The sequence below is a fragment of the Myxococcales bacterium genome (genome assembly GCA_016706225.1).
In the GTDB taxonomy this organism is placed as follows: domain Bacteria; phylum Myxococcota_A; class Polyangia; order Polyangiales; family Polyangiaceae; genus JADJKB01.
Map to the genome: position 1 here is coordinate 1 of JADJKB010000022.1, position 17022 is coordinate 17022.

Annotated in this window: 15 protein-coding genes and 1 pseudogene; 10 read left to right on the forward strand and 6 right to left on the reverse strand. The window is 66.1% G+C overall.

All coding sequences use genetic code 11. The annotated features are described in order from the left end of the window. Window positions 1–663 precede the first annotated feature (663 nt). The 8 genes and pseudogenes from IPI67_31135 (at window position 664) to IPI67_31170 (ending at window position 8645) form a co-directional block, all read left to right on the forward strand. Window positions 664–993, forward strand: coding sequence for a hypothetical protein (locus IPI67_31135; protein ID MBK7584628.1), 330 nt, complete (start codon window positions 664–666; stop codon window positions 991–993). A gap of 1776 nt (window positions 994–2769) precedes the next feature. Then, window positions 2770–3500: pseudogene (locus IPI67_31140) on the forward strand (ATP-binding protein). Window positions 3501–4144: 644 nt separating this feature from the next. Then, window positions 4145–4429 (forward strand): hypothetical protein, encoded by a 285-nt coding sequence (locus tag IPI67_31145; protein MBK7584629.1) that lies wholly within the window; start codon window positions 4145–4147, stop codon window positions 4427–4429. 914 nt (window positions 4430–5343) lie between these two features. Next, window positions 5344–6081: a hypothetical protein gene (locus IPI67_31150; protein ID MBK7584630.1), complete on the forward strand. Its 738-nt coding sequence runs from the start codon at window positions 5344–5346 to the stop codon at window positions 6079–6081. Window positions 6082–7103: 1022 nt separating this feature from the next. Beyond that, window positions 7104–7334 carry a DUF433 domain-containing protein gene (locus IPI67_31155; GenBank protein MBK7584631.1) on the forward strand — a complete coding sequence of 77 codons (231 nt, stop codon included), beginning with the start codon at window positions 7104–7106 and terminating at the stop codon, window positions 7332–7334. Continuing rightward, on the forward strand, window positions 7331–7696 hold the full coding sequence (locus tag IPI67_31160; GenBank protein MBK7584632.1) for a DUF5615 family PIN-like protein: 366 nt from the start codon (window positions 7331–7333) through the stop codon (window positions 7694–7696). The genes IPI67_31155 and IPI67_31160 overlap by 4 nt, the downstream gene beginning before the upstream one ends. A 257-nt stretch (window positions 7697–7953) precedes the next feature. Next, the gene (locus IPI67_31165; GenBank protein ID MBK7584633.1) at window positions 7954–8367 is read left to right on the forward strand and encodes a putative toxin-antitoxin system toxin component, PIN family; all 414 of its coding nucleotides are present in this window, start codon (window positions 7954–7956) and stop codon (window positions 8365–8367) included. Window positions 8368–8369: 2 nt separating this feature from the next. Then, on the forward strand, window positions 8370–8645 hold the full coding sequence (locus tag IPI67_31170; protein MBK7584634.1) for a toxin-antitoxin system HicB family antitoxin: 276 nt from the start codon (window positions 8370–8372) through the stop codon (window positions 8643–8645). A 311-nt stretch (window positions 8646–8956) separates the two neighbouring features. Here IPI67_31170 and IPI67_31175 read toward each other — a convergent pair whose 3' ends face one another. The 6 genes from IPI67_31175 to IPI67_31200 all read right to left on the reverse strand — a co-directional run bounded on the left by IPI67_31175 (window position 8957) and on the right by IPI67_31200 (window position 13588). Continuing rightward, the gene (locus IPI67_31175; protein MBK7584635.1) at window positions 8957–9370 is read right to left on the reverse strand and encodes a PIN domain-containing protein; all 414 of its coding nucleotides are present in this window, start codon (window positions 9368–9370) and stop codon (window positions 8957–8959) included. Beyond that, window positions 9367–9567, reverse strand: a complete 201-nt coding sequence (locus IPI67_31180) for a type II toxin-antitoxin system VapB family antitoxin (GenBank protein ID MBK7584636.1) — start codon at window positions 9565–9567, stop codon at window positions 9367–9369. The genes IPI67_31175 and IPI67_31180 overlap by 4 nt, the downstream gene beginning before the upstream one ends. A gap of 227 nt (window positions 9568–9794) precedes the next feature. Then, complete coding sequence (locus tag IPI67_31185) at window positions 9795–10571, reverse strand: hypothetical protein (protein ID MBK7584637.1); 777 nt, start codon at window positions 10569–10571, stop codon at window positions 9795–9797. Window positions 10572–10725: 154 nt separating this feature from the next. Then, window positions 10726–11904: a mannose-6-phosphate isomerase, class I gene (manA, locus tag IPI67_31190; GenBank protein MBK7584638.1), complete on the reverse strand. Its 1179-nt coding sequence runs from the start codon at window positions 11902–11904 to the stop codon at window positions 10726–10728. A gap of 76 nt (window positions 11905–11980) precedes the next feature. Further along, on the reverse strand, window positions 11981–12499 hold the full coding sequence (locus IPI67_31195; GenBank protein ID MBK7584639.1) for a hypothetical protein: 519 nt from the start codon (window positions 12497–12499) through the stop codon (window positions 11981–11983). Between the two features lie 90 nt (window positions 12500–12589). Next, window positions 12590–13588 carry a hypothetical protein gene (locus IPI67_31200; protein ID MBK7584640.1) on the reverse strand — a complete coding sequence of 333 codons (999 nt, stop codon included), beginning with the start codon at window positions 13586–13588 and terminating at the stop codon, window positions 12590–12592. A gap of 256 nt (window positions 13589–13844) precedes the next feature. Between IPI67_31200 and IPI67_31205 the strand changes: the two genes are divergently transcribed. Next, on the forward strand, window positions 13845–14087 hold the full coding sequence (locus IPI67_31205) for a hypothetical protein (protein MBK7584641.1): 243 nt from the start codon (window positions 13845–13847) through the stop codon (window positions 14085–14087). A 287-nt stretch (window positions 14088–14374) separates the two neighbouring features. Further along, window positions 14375–16909 (forward strand): DUF3516 domain-containing protein, encoded by a 2535-nt coding sequence (locus tag IPI67_31210; protein ID MBK7584642.1) that lies wholly within the window; start codon window positions 14375–14377, stop codon window positions 16907–16909. Window positions 16910–17022: the final 113 nt, after the last annotated feature.

Below are 17022 nucleotides of genomic sequence, written 5' to 3' on the forward strand. Positions count from 1 at the left end.
CCGCTGCGTGCAGTGTGGCGGCGAGTTCGTTCCAGACCGGGGATTCGTGAGCGCCAGGTCACCGCGGCGCGCCGAGTGCCATGAGGCCGGCCGCGAAGCAGTGCCGCGAGTGGCGCGCCAATAACAAGAGATGACGGCCGAGCACTACCAGGACGTGGTGGTCCCGTTCGCCGAGAGCAGCGGGACTACCAGCGGCGATGGCGCTGCTGGAGCCGGCGCTTGCGCGAGATACGAGAGAAGATTGACGGTGATGGGCGGGGCCCTGCTGGGTGAGGCCCCGTGGCCTGGTCCCGCAGGCCGAGCAGTTGCTCGATCGGGCCGTTGGCAGCGCCAAACTCGGCGTTCTCGCGGGGGAAAAGCTCCGCGCGGTGGCGGCGGTGCGCCCACCATCACGGCGTTCGCAGAGCTCGAGGCGAGCATGACGGAGCTTCCGGGGAGCTGGGTCTGTGACGGCGGCGGCGAGGATACGAGAGGAGACGGACCACGGCTGAGGATTCGCGACCGTCGCGGTGGCCATGGACCTCGAGCTCCACCAGCTGGACCGCCTGTACGAGGCGCTGCGGACGACGAGCCGCGAGCGCGACAGCCGGGTTGTGGCGTCCCTGGCTCGCGACGGCCAGCAGCTGCCGGTAGTCGTGATCGCGGCGACAGGACGCCGCCGCCTTGATCCCGGTCGACGGCTACAAGCGGGTCCGAGGGCTCCACAAGCTCGGCCAGGATCCGGTCCGCGCCACCCGCTGGGACCTGCCCGAGCCGGAGGGCGCTGCTGCTCGGCGGCTGATGCGCGCGGCCGAGGGGGAGCGCGCGCTCGAGCAGGTGCTGTCGCTGGTGCGCGAGCTCCAGGAGCGAGCGACACGCTCGAAGATCTGGCCCGCCGCTTGCGGTCGCAGCCCGAGCTGGGTGGAGTCGCCGGCTCGGCCTGGCCGCGACGCTGGCCGAAGCAATCCAGCAGCTGGTGCGCGACGGAAAGCTGTCCCCGGCACGCCGCCATGAAACACCTGTTGCCTTTGGCGCGCGCCCAACCGCGCGGGCGCCATCGCCCTGGCTCCAGGCCCTCGCCCCGCTCCGCCCGAGCACGCGGCAGACGGCGCTCTTGTGCGCTGCGTTTGCACGCGGCAGCGAGACGAGCCGCGAGCAGTTGCTGCTGCACCGGAGCTGCTGCGTGCCAGCGGAGCGAGCCACGCGGCGGCAAGCCCGACGACCCGGCGCAGAGCTCCGAGCGAGACGTCGGCGCTGTGGGAGGCATCGCCCGGCGCGCGTTGACTCGAGTCCGGGGTGGTCGTTCAGCAGCTGTTGCCGCCGGAGCAGGCGCGCTTGCGGCGGACTGCTGCTGGCGCGCGGCGACGTCGAGCGCTTGTCAGCACCATCGAGAAGGAGGTTCCCGATGTTGGTGAGACGACTCGATCCCACCATCCTCACCTCCTGCAACAAGCGGGTCGCGGCAGAAAACGTCATCGCTGCATGCTCGGTATCTCACGTAACGCGGTTCGGCGGGTCATCGCATCGGGAGCACCGATGTCCGACCCTCGACCGCGGCGAGAAAGCCGAGCCGTACCGACGAGCTCGTCCAGCTGGTCCACGAGTGCAGGGCAACCTCGTGCGCGTCTACGAGGAGCTTGCGGCCAGGGCGCACAGCCCTCGTACCCGACCTGACCGCGTACTGTCGCCGTCACGGCATCGGGCGTCAGCCAAAGAAGCCTGCGTGGCGCCGACCATCAGCCAGGCAAGGAGATGCAGCACGACACGTCTCCCCACTCGCTGACATCGGCGGGCTTGAGAGGGCCGTTGCAGATCACGGGCTCGCGCTCGCCTACTCGCGGCTGGCCTACGTCCAGCTGTACCCGCAGTTCACGCGGTTCGAGTGCAAGGTCTTCCTCGACGACTCGTTCGACGTGGGCGGCACCTGCCCCATCTGCATGGTCGACAACAGCAGCGTCATCGTGTGCGCGGCACCGGCGAAGACATTCCCGTGCCCGAGATGGCATCCTTCGGTGAAGCGCGCGGCTTCGGAGTTCCGCGCCCACGAGAAGGGCGACGCCAACCGCTCCGCCGTGGTCGAGGGCCTGTTCGACTTCGTGCAGAACAACTTCCTCGTTGGGCGCAAGTCCACGACTTCGACCACGCCAACCGCGAAGCCGTCATCCCTGCGACAAGATCAACGCCGCCTTCAGCCGCAAGTCCACGCCGCTCGCCGCGATCTCTTCGCGGCCGAGAGCCACCTGCTCGTCCGTTGCCCGCCTGGCGCTCACCCGTCTATCGCATCCACACCCGCCTCGTCGACCTCGAGAGCTACGTCAACGTCCACACGTTTTCGCTACGCGAAGTGCCCGCTCGCAGCATCGGTCACCAGCTCGGGTGCGCGAGACCAAGACCGAGATCCAGCTGTTCGATGGGCCGCGCGTGGTTGCCACCATCCGCGCGGGTGGATGGCCCGAAGCGAGTGCGGCTCCCCGAGCCGGAGCGCGCCGAGCACAGGCAGCGCCGCGACGGGCAGCTCGTCGCCGAGGAGCGCCAGCCCGCACGCCGAGCTCCCCGAGCTTCGCCTGGATCACCGAGCTGCACCGGCGCGCACCTCGAGGACGGGGCGTTGCCCGCCTGCGCCAGCTTCGCCGCCTGTTGCGCGACTATCCGCAGCCACCGCTCATCGACGCTCCGCGACGCAGCTCGCTACGGCCTCCTACGACCTCGAGCGCATCGAGACCATGATCCTGGCAACATCCGCCACGACTCTTCCCGCGTCGCGACCCCGACGACGAGCAGGGTGACCACATGCGCGACGACGAGCTCCATCAGCTGCTCAAGACCCTGCACCCCAGCAAGGTCCGCCAGATCATCGAAGAGGAGCTTCAGCACGCCGAGAAAAGCAGCTCACCTACGGCGAGTTCCTGCTCCGTTTGCTGCGCGCCGAGTGGCACAACAAGCAAGAGTCCGGCCCCTCAACTGGCGCATCAAGCGCGCCGCCATGCCTGGAGGTGGACCATCGAGTCGTTCCCCTTCAAGCGCCAGCCGATCTCCGCTCGCCAGATCCGCGGCTTCGCCAGCCTCGACTTCGTTGCCCGCGCCGAGAATCTGGTCTTCATCGGTGGCACCGGCGTGGGCAAGACAGGACTCGCTCGGCCTGCTCCTGAAGGCCCTCCAGAACGGCTACCGCTGGCTCTTCCTCAAAGCGCAGGACTTGTTCGACGAGATGTACGCCTCGCTCGCTGACCGCTCGTGCCAGCCAAACTGCTCAACCGCTCGCCCGCGTGGATCTTGCTCGTCATCGACGAGATGGGATACCTGAACCTTCGGCCCGAGCAGACCAACGTCTTCTCTCCGTCTGATGGAGGAGCGCCTACAAAGCGGAGGCCACGATCATCACCACCAACCTCGGCTACGAAGAGTGGCAGAACTTCCTCGGCAACAAGGCCCTCTGCGACGCTCTGCTCAGCCGCATCCCCACCAGTGCCACACCGTCTCCATCGGGACGGCCCGTCCTTCCCGCGCGATCCTCCGGCTAACGGCGACCTGGGCTCCCGCTTCGGAAGCCGCAGCGCCCCTACCGGGGCCTGCGGCTCTTCGCACCAACGCCGAAAATCGGTTGCACCACGATTTACCTGATCCAGAAGCCGGGTCGATTCTCCCGAGCAGAGGTGGGTCATGCTTGGCGAGCGCCGGAAGCGACCTGCTGGTGATCGACGACTTCGCCTGCCTCGAGATGGACCCGGCGCAGGCCGAGTCGCCTTCCAGGTCATCAGCGAGCGCTACGACTACCGCGGCTCGACCCGCATCACGACCAACGCCCCTTCAAAGAGTGGCCAAAGGTCTTCCCGGACGCCCTCAACGCCCAGGTCATCGCCGAGCGCCTCACCGAGCGCGCCGAGCACTCCGTCCACGGAAAGGGCTACCGCACGAAGCGCTGACCCTCGCGCCCAACCCCGACCGAGAGGGGACGACAGCTCGGTCAGCGAAGAGCTCGGGCGACGATCACCCGCGTCAGCCCAAGCCCCTGCAGGCGAGGTCCGCCCTCACGCCAAGGTGGTGCCGTCCCGGGCACCGGTGACATCGGGGGGAGGGGCCCCGGTCTCGTCGCTGGTGACACTAGCATCCTCCTCGCGCCGGCGAGCGCGGGAAGTCGGGTTTACAGAGTCAGACTGGTCGCGCCATGCTCAAGCCCGATGGCGAAGTCTCCGACGACACCGAAAGTTCTTTCGGCTGCGGCCACATACTCTTGCTTGAGATCGCGGTTTGGATAGTCGCGATCGTTGTCTGGTGCGTGGTCGGGCCGCTGCTCACACCGACCGTCGTGCTTGCTCTCGTGGCCATCGGGATCATCGCTCCGCTTGCCGCAGCTGCGGTCATGGTCATTCGCGGCAGACGACGCCGGCGAAGGCAGCGGGCCGCCGACCAACCACGAATTCCACGGTCGCACCGCGATTCCCAGCGGTAGCGCCGCACCCTTCAGCGCCGCGAATCACCGTGATTCCGCGCCCTGCATAACTCACGTTGCACCCGCCGAACGCCGGCCCTGCCGACTTCACCGTCCGTTCCGCTTCCGCGGGCGACCACTCTGATGCGGCACTCGCCCGCGTCTGTGGCGCCTTGCCGTCTGACGACTTGACGCTCGGCGTTCGCGGGTGAATGCGTGTGCCGTTAGGCGGACTTTCGCCATTCACTGGACTCTCATGGCGCAACGAGCGCCCGTGGTACCGTACTCATGATGAAGCTGCTCTTTGGCGCGATGCTCGCTCTAATCCTCGTCTCCGCGTGTAAGAAGGAATCTGGTGACCCCGCCGGCAGCAAGGCCGGCACGCCACCCGTATGCGTCGACGGCCAGGGTTCCGCGTGCGCTGGAAAAGGCATGAAATGGACAGGAGCCAAGTGTTGTGTTGATACGCCCACAACGTGCGTCGCTGGTCATGGCTCGGCTTGCGCTGGGCCGTCGGCGCACTGGACCGGGTCCCTCTGCTGCGTTGACGGTGCGGTCACATGCGCTCCAGGATCGGGCTCCGCCTGCACGGGCGTCTGGACGGGCGCATTATGCTGCGTCAAGTAACCGCATCGCTGACGGCGACATGACGCCGCCTAACTCGCTGCTGCTCCCGACGAGCGCGGCCTTGCCGTCTTCAGCGTCCGTTCCGCGACGGCCGGCGACACACTGTCTGCGGCACACGCCGGCCTCGGATTACGCCTCGACGACTGCTGGGATGTTCTTCGCGCTCGCGGGAGAGCGCGAATCCGTTATGCAGCTTGGCCCAACCTCGTGACGCTGCACATTCCGGTGAAGCGTCGCCTGGGCGCGGGGTGATAGGATCATCGTACCGTAGGGGTTGTTGTCATGACGGTGCGTCTGGTGAGTTCTTAATGTCGTGGCCGAAGCGACTCTTCCCGGGCGCCGTCTTCGCGTTGACCGTCGCGGCCTGCTCCGGTCGCACGGAGCTCGATGGTGAGGGAGGAGACCCTCCGGCGCTGTTTGTTCGTCAGGTCCTGGCGCTGGGGCCCGGGGAATGCCTCGCCAAGCCCAACCCAGTCTCCACTTTCATGCTGAAAGGCGCGCTCGATCTCGACCTGAGAAATCGCTACGACGCGGCCATATTGGTCGCCAACACACTTCCCGCTGATTTCGACGCAATCACACTGGACCGCGCAAGTGTCGTCATCCGCTCCCCCGACGGCAAGGTCGGCTCGACGAAACAGGTTCTGACCGGTGGCTTCGTCGAGCCACGCACCGCTGAGTCGTACGGCTGGGGCGTAGCGTCCGTCCAGCTCTTGGACGCCGCCGATATCGCCACTCTCGTTCCCCAATCGGCCATCCAGGATGGCGGAACCTTCACACTGAGCGCTGAGGTTCGCGTGGAGGGCGCGGCGCTTAACGGCAAGCGATATGTGTCCGCGCCCTTTCAGTACCCGATTGAGGTGTGCAGCGGCTGCCTGGTCTCGTACCCGACCGAAGCCGATGAGCCCGCTGAGCCCGGCTATCAGTGCTCCGCGTGGCTCAGCTCCGAACTCGACGAACCTCCACCTTGCCAGCTCGGGCAGGATTACTGGGTCGACTGCCGGTTCTGCGTTGCCACGGTTCCAACGTGCTCGGCACCGCAATAGCCCGGGTTGCCGCGAGTTGGGACCGCGCGGTCTGCTACTGCATTACTCACGTTGCACCCGCCGAACGCCGGCCCTGCCGACTTCACCGTCCGTTCCGCTTCCGCGGGCGACCAAACTGATGCGGCACTCGCCCGCGTCTGTTGCGCCTTGCTGACTGACGACTTGACGCTCGGCGTTCGCGGGTGAACGTGTGTCTCGTTCGCTAGGCGGACTAGCCACCTGAAACTTGTCAACGGGGACGATGTGCTCAGTCGAACCACCACGCGTCTTGGCTGTGCCGGTGTGACGGCGTGCGTGGTGCTCGCATCGAACCACGTCCGAGCAGAGGAGCCGACACCAGCGAATCCGTACTCAACCGAAGCTCGGTCATCGCCTCAACTCGGCGTTGGCGGCGGGTGGGCCGTCCCCGGATGCGATTGCGACCTTTCGAGCAGTGCGGTTGTGCGCCTGTTCGCGCTCTGGCGCGCCGGGAACTCCCGGCTTGGATTCGTCGCGGATCACGCAGAGTTTCCCTGGCGGCTACCTCGCACCTCGCATCACACGTTTGTCGGCGGTCTCGCGCGTGTTTACTCCGAGTTCGGTCCCTGGGACGTGCACGCTGGGCTTGCTGCCGGCCCTGCGTACTCTCCCGCCGGCGACGGGTGCTCGGCGGCACCGGTGGTCTTCGCTGCCCAGCCCGGCGTCGGCGTCGACTTGTGGATCGACCCCCGATGGGCGATCGGAATCACGGGCGCGTATGTGATTCCCATTGCCGGCTCCTTTCGAACTTGTGACGCGGGCGGCCCCGCGAAAGCCGACGAAGCACAGCAGGTTCTGGGCGTCGGGAGCGTCGCACTCGAAATTAGCTGGGGAGCGGGCCCAGCTCACCGGCCGTGATTGGCGCCACCTGGGTCACACTGCGCACGTCGAACGCCGGTCCCCTCGGCGCGGTACGTCGACCCCGTGCCCCAGCAACCGCCGGCGCATCGATCTCTGGCGGCGAGGCGTCGCCGCAAGGCCGACACGTGGTATCCTTCAACTCGATGGATCTCCTCGGCAGGATTACCCACGACCCCGCGGTAATGGGCGGACGCCCGTGCATTCGTGGCTTGCGTGTGACCGTCGGCACGGTCGTCGGTCTGCTTGCTTCCGGCAAAACCGCCGAGCAGGTCCTTACCGCCTATCCCTATCTGGAGCGCGACGACATCCAGGCCGCGCTGTCGTACGCTGCGTGGCGAACCGAAGAGGTTGATGTGCCGCTCAGCGACCGATGAAGCTGCTCGTCGACATGAACCTGTCACCTCTGTGGGTCGCGTTCCTGGCGGCCCACGGAGTGGACGCCGTGCACTGGAGCTCGGTCGGCGCCCCGAACGCGCCAGACGTCCAAATCATGACCCACGCGCGCGATCACGGTTTGGTCGTTTTCACGCATGATCTCGACTTCGGTGTGCTGCTGGCACTCACCCGGAGCGCGGGCCCGAGCGTTCTTCAGGTCCGCACGCAGGCCGTAATGCCAGAAGATATCGGGGACCTTGTCCTCCGTGTCCTGAGCACGTTCACCGGCGCACTCTCGAAGGGCGCACTCGTGACCGTGGATCACGCCGCGGCTCGCGTTCGAGTACTGCCCCTCCGCTAGGACAGGCACGCTGTGCCGCCTATCACGTTGCACCCGCCGAACGCCGGTCTTGCAGACTTCAGCGTCCGTTCCGCTGCCGCGGGCGAACATTCTGATGCGGCACTCGCCCGCGTCTGACGCGCCGCGCGGACTGACGACTTGACGCTCGGCGTTCGCGGGTGAACGCCGTTCCGTTAGACCGACCGAGCAGCGCACCGGTGCGTGGCGGGCAGGCGCCAGGAATTGCCGAACGGTATCACCTGTGATACCATGCCGGAGTGCTGGTCGTTCTCGACACGTCTGTCCTGGTCGCAGCGTGGAGGTCGCGACTTGGGGCCTCCTTCGAGCTGGTTCGGTTGCTTCGTGCCGGTCGGTTCGAGATAGCGGTCTCCGTCCCGCTCGTGGTGGAGTACGAATCCGCGCTCCTGCGACACATGTCACCCGGTCAGCGTCCGAGCCACGTCACCGCGTTCATCGACTACCTCTGTTTGGTCGCCCACAAGCAGGACGTGTTCTTCCTGTGGCGACCGCTGCTCAACGACCCGAACGACGATATGGTCGTGGAACTGGCGATGGCCAGTCGTGCCGGCGCGATCATTACCCACAACGTGCGCGACTTCGTCCCGGCCGCGGGACTGGGAGTCCGCGCGCTTGCACCGGCTCAGTTTCTCCTTCACCTTCAAGGACGGTAGCGATGTCGACACTCAGCCTGAGGCTCCCGGAATCCCTTCACCGCAAGCTTGCCGAGGTTGCGGAGCGGGAGGGAATTTCGCTCAACCAGCTCATTAGTTCCGCTGCCGCAGAGAAGCTCGCTGCACTCATGACCGAGGAGTACCTCGAGCGTCGCGCTGCTCGGGCAACTCGCCGGAAGTTCGACGCGGCGCTCGCGAAGGTTCCGAGCACGAAGGCGCTTCCCGGAGATGAGCTCCCCGCCGAGTACAGAAAACGCTCGCGTCGACGTGCGGTCTAACTCACGTTGCACCCGCCGAACGCCGGCCTTGCCGACTTCACCGTTCGTTCCGCTTCCGCGGGCGAACATTCTGATGCGGCACTCGCCCGCGTCTATGGCGCCTTGCCGACCGACGACTTGACGCTCGGCGTTCGCGGGTGAACGTGTGTCTCGTTTCTATAGCGGGCGACGTCAAGGAAAGATCTGTCCGTCCCGTCCCGCTTCCGCGGGCGAACATTCTGATGCGGCACTCGCCCGCGTCTGTTGCGCCTCGCCGACTGACGACTTGACGCTCGGCGCTCGCGGGTCAACGCGTGTGCCGTTATTCGGCCTCACGCCTCCCGACGCGCTCGATGGAGCCTGATGTGCAGGACTCGTGCGTAGTGCCCGAAGTCGGCGTCTGTCGAGAACACGGTGAAGCCACGACGCAATGCCACAGCGCAAATCAGGAAGTCTGTGTTCGAACCCTGAATTCCGCGTCCGCGGCATTTGTTGAAGCAACTGGCTGCTTCTTCGAAGTCTTCGTGCGAAAGCTCGACGTCTGGAAACGCCCGCAAGCGGTCGAGCAACCCTCGGTACTGTTCGGGAGTCTTGATCCCCGAAAGCAGCTCCTGCCGGATTGGCCCAATGATGACGACCCGCCCCTCGCGGATCAGCTCCACCAACTCGCGTTCCTCTGGTGTTCCCCGCGGCGCGCTGCGGCGAACCGCGTGTGACCAAACCGACGAATCGACGAGAACGTTCACTTCCTTCGCCGTTGCTTCTTGTAGTCGTAGGCTGGGTCGACGTCGATCTTGCCAAACAGCTCCACGATTTGGCCCTGCTTCCGCCGTTGAATGTACTCCAACAGCGCTTCGGTCACGGTCGCCTTCTTGGTCGGGTGCCCGCCCACGCGCAGGGCTTCATCCAGAAGCTTCTCGTCGATGGCCAGGTTCGTTGCCATGTGTGAACTCTTACACACAGGAACGTGTGGCGCAAGAGTGCCGTATAACTGGAACGCCGGCCGTGCCGAGTTTCACCGTCCGTTCCGCTTCCGCGGGCGACCATTCTGATGCGGCACTCGACCGCGTCTGTCGCGCCTTGCCGACTGACGAGGCGATGACGAGGGCGCGGATGACCCCCGTAGCCAACACGGCTGAGAGCAGACTCGAGGCGGTTCGGTACGGGCGGTCACTGGAACGTGATCACGACCAGCTTTGCGCTGGGCATGTCGAAGCTCGTCTTGGCCGTGATGGTCTCGCCGGCGATTGCGGCTCCATAAGGGATCTCGCATGAACCGTTGGCGTTCGGCACGCAAGGACAGATGCCGAGGTCGGTGCACGCGATGGCGGTGGCGGCCGTTGCGATTGCGCCGTACGCGCCCGCGGGCGCTACGATCTTTCGGTCGCAAAGGGGAGGAGCGTACTTTGGCTCGAAGTAGCAGCTGGTTGGCATCTTCTCGGGGACGAAGCTGGTGCCGTCCCATGCCTTGTCGTAACTGCCGCCAGGGTTGATGACGACCACAGGTGGAAGGAGGCAAGCGTCGGGGCACCAGTCACCTTGCTGCTGCAATTTCTCGCAGGTGTTTCCACATCCGCTGGCGAGGAGCTGCACCGAACCACTGGGTCCCTCCAGGTCGAACAAAGGATCCGGGCTGCAGTTGCTGTCGCCTCCCATGTAGATGGGCGTGGCGCGCGCATTCTGAAAACGAATCGTGATCGTGTCCGGCGCGACGTCGTCCGCGAAGTCGGCGCAGCTCCCTCCACCCGCTCCGCCACCACCACTGCCACCGGTCCCCGCGATGCCTCCGGATCCGCCGGCGCCACCGGCGCCACCGCTCCCCGAGGAGCCGCCCGTGCCCGAGCTACCGCCCGCGGCGGAGTCCTCGCTAGTCGACCCACCACACGCCATCGGAGCAAGAGCGAAGAAGCAAACCAATGACCAGCGCCCGAAGGTGTTCACGTCCACTTCCCGAGCAATCCGCGTGCCGGCGCAAGAGCGTGGTTTTCTGCAGGAAGAGTCCGGTTTGTGCCACCCCTGCGCCACACGCGACGGGCACGCTTGTCATGCCGAGCGGCTTTCCGAGCTCGATGCGGCGAACACGAAGCGGGTTCAGTGAGCCTCAACCCCCGAGCGTCGCCCGAAACAGCCTGCCCTCGCCGGTCACCGAGTATTCGGCGTCTGCGGCGCTGACGAACACGGATTGTCCGCCACCGAGCTCGAGCTTCTCTCCCGAGCGTTCCAGCACAAACCCTCCCTCGGTGCAGAGCAAGATCTCGGGACCCATCACGCTGCACTGTGCGGATGCACTCAGCGTCGACAGGCGAAACTCCGGTACCGGAGTCTGATAGACACCTTCGCTCCCGACGTGCACCGGACGCAAGACCGGAACGTCTCCGCTTCGGAACTCGAGCACGCTGCACAGCTCGGCCACGTCGACGTGTTTTGGAGTCAGGCCGCCACGGAGCACGTTGTCCGAGTTGGCCATGATCTCGATGCCGACGCCCGAGAGGTAAGCGTGCAGGTTGCCAGCGGGCAAGAAGAGCGCATCACCGGGTTCGAGCACGACGAGGTTCAAGAGCAGCGCGCTGATGACGCCGGCGTCGCCAGGGTAGAGCGCACCGAGGCGCCCCGCCCAGCGACACTCGTCCGCAAACTCGTCGTTGGCGCCGGCAAGGGTCTTACACCGGCGCAGAGTCTCGGTCACCAGTTGCTCCCGCAGCACGGCGTCAAGCGTCATGAGCCGCTCGAACACCGAACGCAGCCCCGGGTCGCCCTGCGCCAAACCCTGCAACACGAACTCGAGCCCCGGCACCGCGAGCCGCTCGAAAAAATTCAGACTTTGCGGCGCGGCACGAAATCCGCAGAGCGCGTGGAAACCCGTGAGCGCGCTGATGAGCTCGGGTTTGTGATTCGCGTCGCGATACGAACGGCTGGGCGCATCGCGGGCGATACCGCGGGCCTCCTCGCGCGCGAAACCCGCTCTCGCTTGTTCGAGGCTCGGGTGCGCTTGCAGCGACAGCGGCTGTTCCGCCGCCAGCACCTTCATCAAGAACGGCAGTCGGGGACCAAACTCGGAGAGAGAGCGCGCGCCGAGCTCATGCTCGGGTGAGGCGTTGATAAGTTCATCGAGGGGCTGCCAAACACCACCTCGCTGCACGCGGGATGGCGCGAGCGGGTGCGCGCCCAGCCACAGCTCGGCCTCGGGTCGAGCTGAAGGCGTCGCACGACCGAGCAACTTCGAGATCGCGTGATGAGAGCCCCATGCGTAGGGCTGGATGGAATTTTCGAGTAGCTCCAAGGCGACGAGAACCTACCACTCGGGCCACCGTCCGCGCACGCCCGCCCCAGCCGAGCGCCGTAAAATCCCGCGCCGGTCACTTGCACGGACGCAGGGTCAAGCTCCAGCGCATGTTGCCTTCCGTCATCTGACCGTTGGCTTCGTCGTACTTCTGCTTGAAGGCGAGGCTGATGGCGTTGGGCGACGCTTTGCCGTCACTGAGCGTGCCCGAGTAACGCAGCGGATCCTTGTCGGAGCGATTCAGATCCAGGCTGACGTTGGCCGCGCCGGCGAACTTCGAGCGGGCGGTGCCGATGGCGCTGCAGGTCAGGCGACAGTCGGCCTTCAGCTTGGCACCGTCGTCGAGCTCCTTCAGCTCGTTGCACTTGCCATCGCAGCTGATGTTCACGCCGCCCGCCTTCACACCGCCGCCGAGCGTGTAGTAGGCGCCAAGACGTGCGCAGCTGATCACGGCCTTTGGCCCCTCGACGACCGCCGGCGGGGGTGGCGCTATCGGCTCTGGCTCTTGCGGTACTGGCGCGGGCTGCTCGTTGTTCTGGTTCTTGCACGCTAGCAGCGCTCCGAGCACGAAGATGGCGTGTACGGCTTTCATCATGGTGGCGCTGCCTCCGCGAGCCCTCGCACGATACCACGGAGCTCGGAGGTTCAGCCCGGCAAACGCGGCTCGCTGACGCTGCGAAACCCGCTAGGGCTGCGCACGGTTGTCGAGCTCCTGCCCCGCCAACGCCCGCTTGCACCACGCTGCGATCGGCGCTGCCGGACCGCGCGCACCTCGCGACAGTCGGCTGAAGACGCTGACCTTGCCAGACTCGTCCGCGAGCACGCGATTGGCGAACGTCCGGTTACCGACCGTCAGCAGCACCGCAAAGCTGAAGGCACAGCCGGCGTCGCCCGACCTGCAGCCACTCCGCTCCACCGGGTCGCTGGTCACGACGTCCAGGTGCACACCGCCGCAGGTGCTCTTCGATATGGCCTTCCGCGCGGCTCCTCTGCGCGTGACGAGCTCACGGTAACGCTCGAGGGTCACCGTCGCGCCGTCCGGTTGGGTCAACGGGCCCGCGTCCACCTTCACGGCGTGTGTCGCTTCGTCGACGGCGAAGCCGGCGACCCAATCGAAGAGTCCGACTTCGCAAGGACCGGTGCGCACGCGCTCACAAATGTCGAAGCGAAACACACACGGGGTCTTTTCACTCCGGGTGCAGGTGTAGGGTTGCGGCGCGCGCGGCACGATGCCGAGGGTCTTGATGCGCGCCACCTCCGGCAAGCGGTGGAGCACACTCCACGCCGCGTCGCTGCGCCGTTTCATTGCTCTCCACTCTTCGATGGGCTTCGGCGCTTGGTCTTGCTCTTCCTTCGGCCACGCCTCGTCGAAGAACACCGTGATGGCACCGCTCCGCGCGTCGATGAAGAAGCTGCGATCCACGTAGGCCTCGTCCTGCAAACCCGAGTTGATGGTCCAACGGCACTCGGGGCTATCTTCCAGACAGCCGGTCGCCGGCTCCGAGCTCATCCAGACGTCACGCGGCAGCTTGCGCTCGCCCGACATGGTCCCACCGACCCGGAGCGCCTCCCGGGCCTCTGGCAATGCGCGCACTCGCTCGAGCGCCTGCTCCCGCGACGCGATGACGAACGGCCGAGAGTCCCGCGGAGCGGTCGCCTCGACCAGTGAGGGGACGGCGGGCAAACTCCCGACGGTCGCCGACGCGGGCGCGGCAGATTCATCTGGCTTCGAAGGCTCCGTCGACGGAGTGCGTGAGCAAGCGAACACAGAGAACGCGAACGGCAGGAGCCGAGCTACCCACCGAGAGTGTTCGACCATCGCACGGCGCGCGCACATTCGCAGCTCCAAGAACGCCCGGCCATTCTAGCGCGTTCCCGCTCCGGGCACTGCGGTGGGTCCGCGCGACGTGACATCGTCGGCGGAGGCGCTAGAGTCCCACATCGTGCGCGACACGACTCGGGAGGGGACTCGCCGTTATCAGCAGCTGCTCCGGGCCAAGTCCGCGGGTGAGCGCCTGGAGATGGCGTCCGCGCTCACGAGTGCGGTGCGGGAGCTTGCGTTAGCCGGGATCCGCGAGCGGTCTCCGTACCTCACGGAGCGACAGCTTCAGTCGAAGCTGGCGGAGCTCCTGTACGGGCGAGAGGTGGCCTGCCGGTTGTTCGGTGACGACGGTGCGCGGTGAATGCTGCAGCGCCTGACGACGCGATCTCGGTCGCACTGCGGGTCGCCGCAGCGGTGCAAGCGGTCGACGGAGCGTTGGCGAGACGTTCAAGGTGTGCTCGCGACTCACGCCGGCGCGCTCGACCAGAGCTACATGGAGAGCTGGGCGCGTCGCCTGCAGATTGAGCGGCTTCTCGCCAAAGCCCGCATTGAAGCATCGGGCTGACGGCCCCGTTCACCCACCGTGGAGCGCCCTTCGACACCGCGACGTTGGACTTCCCACCGCAGCCAGAGGACCGTCGGGCTTCGATGTCCGCGGCGCGCACCAAGCTCAGCGATTTCGTCCCGCGAGGCGCGGACGACGACGCGATCCTGTCCGCATTTCTCGAGTGGGTCGAGGCCACCGGGCTCGAGCTGTATCCGGCGCAGGAGCAGGCGCTCTTGGAGATCGCCGCCGGCAAGAACGTGATCCTGAACACTCCGACGGGCTCGGGCAAATCGCTCCTGGCTTACGCGGTGTGTTTCTTCGCCATCGCCAAGGGGCGTCGCTGTTTCTACACCAGCCCGATCAAGGCCCTCGCGAGCGAGAAGTTCTTCACTCTGGTGGACGAGCTGGGCGCGGACGACGTCGGCATGATGACGGGGGACGCGGCCGTCAACCGCGAGGCGCCCATCGTGTGCTGCACGGCGGAGATCTTGGCCAACATGGCGCTGCGGGAGGGCGCCGATGCCGACGTCGACGACGTCGTGATGGACGAGTTCCACTACTACTCGGACGCCGATCGCGGTGTGGCCTGGCAACTTCCGCTGCTCACGCTGCGCCATAGCCGCTTCCTCTTGATGAGTGCGACGCTCGGCGACACTACCTTCTTCGAGCGCTGCCTCGACGAGCTGACCGGGCTCGAGACCGCGCTCGTGCGTTCGACGGATCGCCCGGTGCCGCTCGACTTTTCCTACCGCGAGACGCCACTGCACGAGACGGTCGCGGAGCTGATCAAGAGCGGGCGCGCACCCATCTATCTGGTGAGCTTCACTCAGCGCGGCGCGGCGGAAGAAGCCCAGAACTTGATGAGCGTCGACTTCTGCACGAAGGAGGAGAAGCGCGCCATAGGCGACGCACTCCGCGGCGCTCGCTTCGACAGCCCGTACGGCAAGGAGCTGTCGCGTTTCATGCGCCACGGCGTCGGCCTGCACCACGCGGGGCTCTTGCCGAAGTACCGCCTGGCGGTGGAGAAGCTGGCGCAGGCCGGGCGGCTCAAGGTCATCTCCGGCACCGACACCCTGGGCGTGGGAGTGAACATCCCGATCCGCACCGTGCTCTTCAGCAAGCTGTGCAAGTTCGACGGCAAGAACACCGGGGTGCTGAGCGTGCGTGACTTTCAGCAGATCAGCGGGCGCGCGGGGCGCAAGGGCTTCGACGATCGCGGCAGCGTGGTCGCACAAGCTCCGGAGCACGTGATCGAGAACCTGAAGCTGGACGCGAAGGCCGGCGCCGACCCTTCGAAGAAGCGCAAGCTCGTGCGGAGGAAACCACCGGAGCGTGGCTACGCCCACTGGGACAAAGCGACCTTCGAGCGTTTGCTCAGCTCACCTCCCGAGCCCCTCACCTCCCGCTTCCGCGTGAGTCACGGCATGCTGATCAACGTGCTCGGTCGCCCCGACGGTGGTTGTATGGCCCTCGCTCGGCTGATCAAGGCGTGTCACGACCGGGCTCACGACAAACGCAAACACGGACGTACGGCGATGGAGATGTTCCGCTCGCTGCTCGACGCCGGCATCGTGGAGTGGGTCGATGGCGAGCGCGGCGGCCGACGCGCCTCGGTGAACGCAGATCTTCAGCAGGACTTCTCGCTCAATCACACCCTCTCGCTCTACCTGCTCGACACCCTTCCGCTGCTCGACAAAGAGCTCGAGAGCCACCACCTAGAGCTCTTGACGCTGGTCGAAGCGATCCTCGAAAACCCTGAAATCATCCTGCAAAAGCAGCTCGACACGCTGAAGACCGCGGCCATCGCCGAGATGAAAGCACAGGGCGTCGAATACGACGAACGCATCGCGCGGCTCGAAGAGATGGACTACCCGCGCCCAAACCGGGAGTTCATCTACGACACCTTCAACGTCTTTGCGAAGAAGCACCCGTGGGTCGGCGCCGAGAACATTCGCCCGAAGTCCATCGCTCGCGACATGGTCGAGCAGTTTCTGTCGTTCTCCGAGTACGTGAAGGAGTACGGCCTCGAACGCTCCGAGGGCCTGCTGCTTCGTTACCTGTCGGACGTGTACAAGGTGCTCGTGCAGACCGTGCCCCTCGACGATCGCACCGAAGAGGTCGAGGAGCTGCTCACGTTCTTCGGGGCGATGGTGCGGCAGGTGGACTCGAGCTTGCTCGACGAGTGGGAGCGCATGCGGAGCGGCGACGGCCCTCCGCTCCCGAGCGCGCCCCGCGAGGAGCTGGAGCCCGAGGGTTCGAAGGACGTCACACGAGACCAGAAGGGCTTCACCGTGCTCCTGCGCAACGAGCTGTTTCGCTTGGTGCGCGCCCTCTCGCGCAAGGATTGGAAGGAAGCCCAGGAGGTCACCGGGCCCGCGAGCGGCGGCCTGGATGCCGGCGCCATCGAACGCGCACTCACCCCATTCTACGAGACCGAGAAGTCCCTGCGCACCGATCCCGACGCACGCAGCCCGAGCCTCTTGACCCTCGAGACCGGTGAAACACGCTGGGACTTCGCGCAAGTCTTGCTCGACTCCGCGGACGAAAACGACTGGGTGCTCGTCGGCTACGTCGACGTCGCTGCGAGCCGGGAAGCGGGACGGGCGGTGCTGGTCGTGGAGAGGCTCAGCGCGTGAGTACTCATGGCTCCAGTAGCAGCTTTTCGCTAGCCTCTCTGCGAGTGAGGTTCGCCGCACACCTCTGCAGCTCACTCGCGGTTGGCGGGCTCGCCAGCAGCGCATTGCTTTCG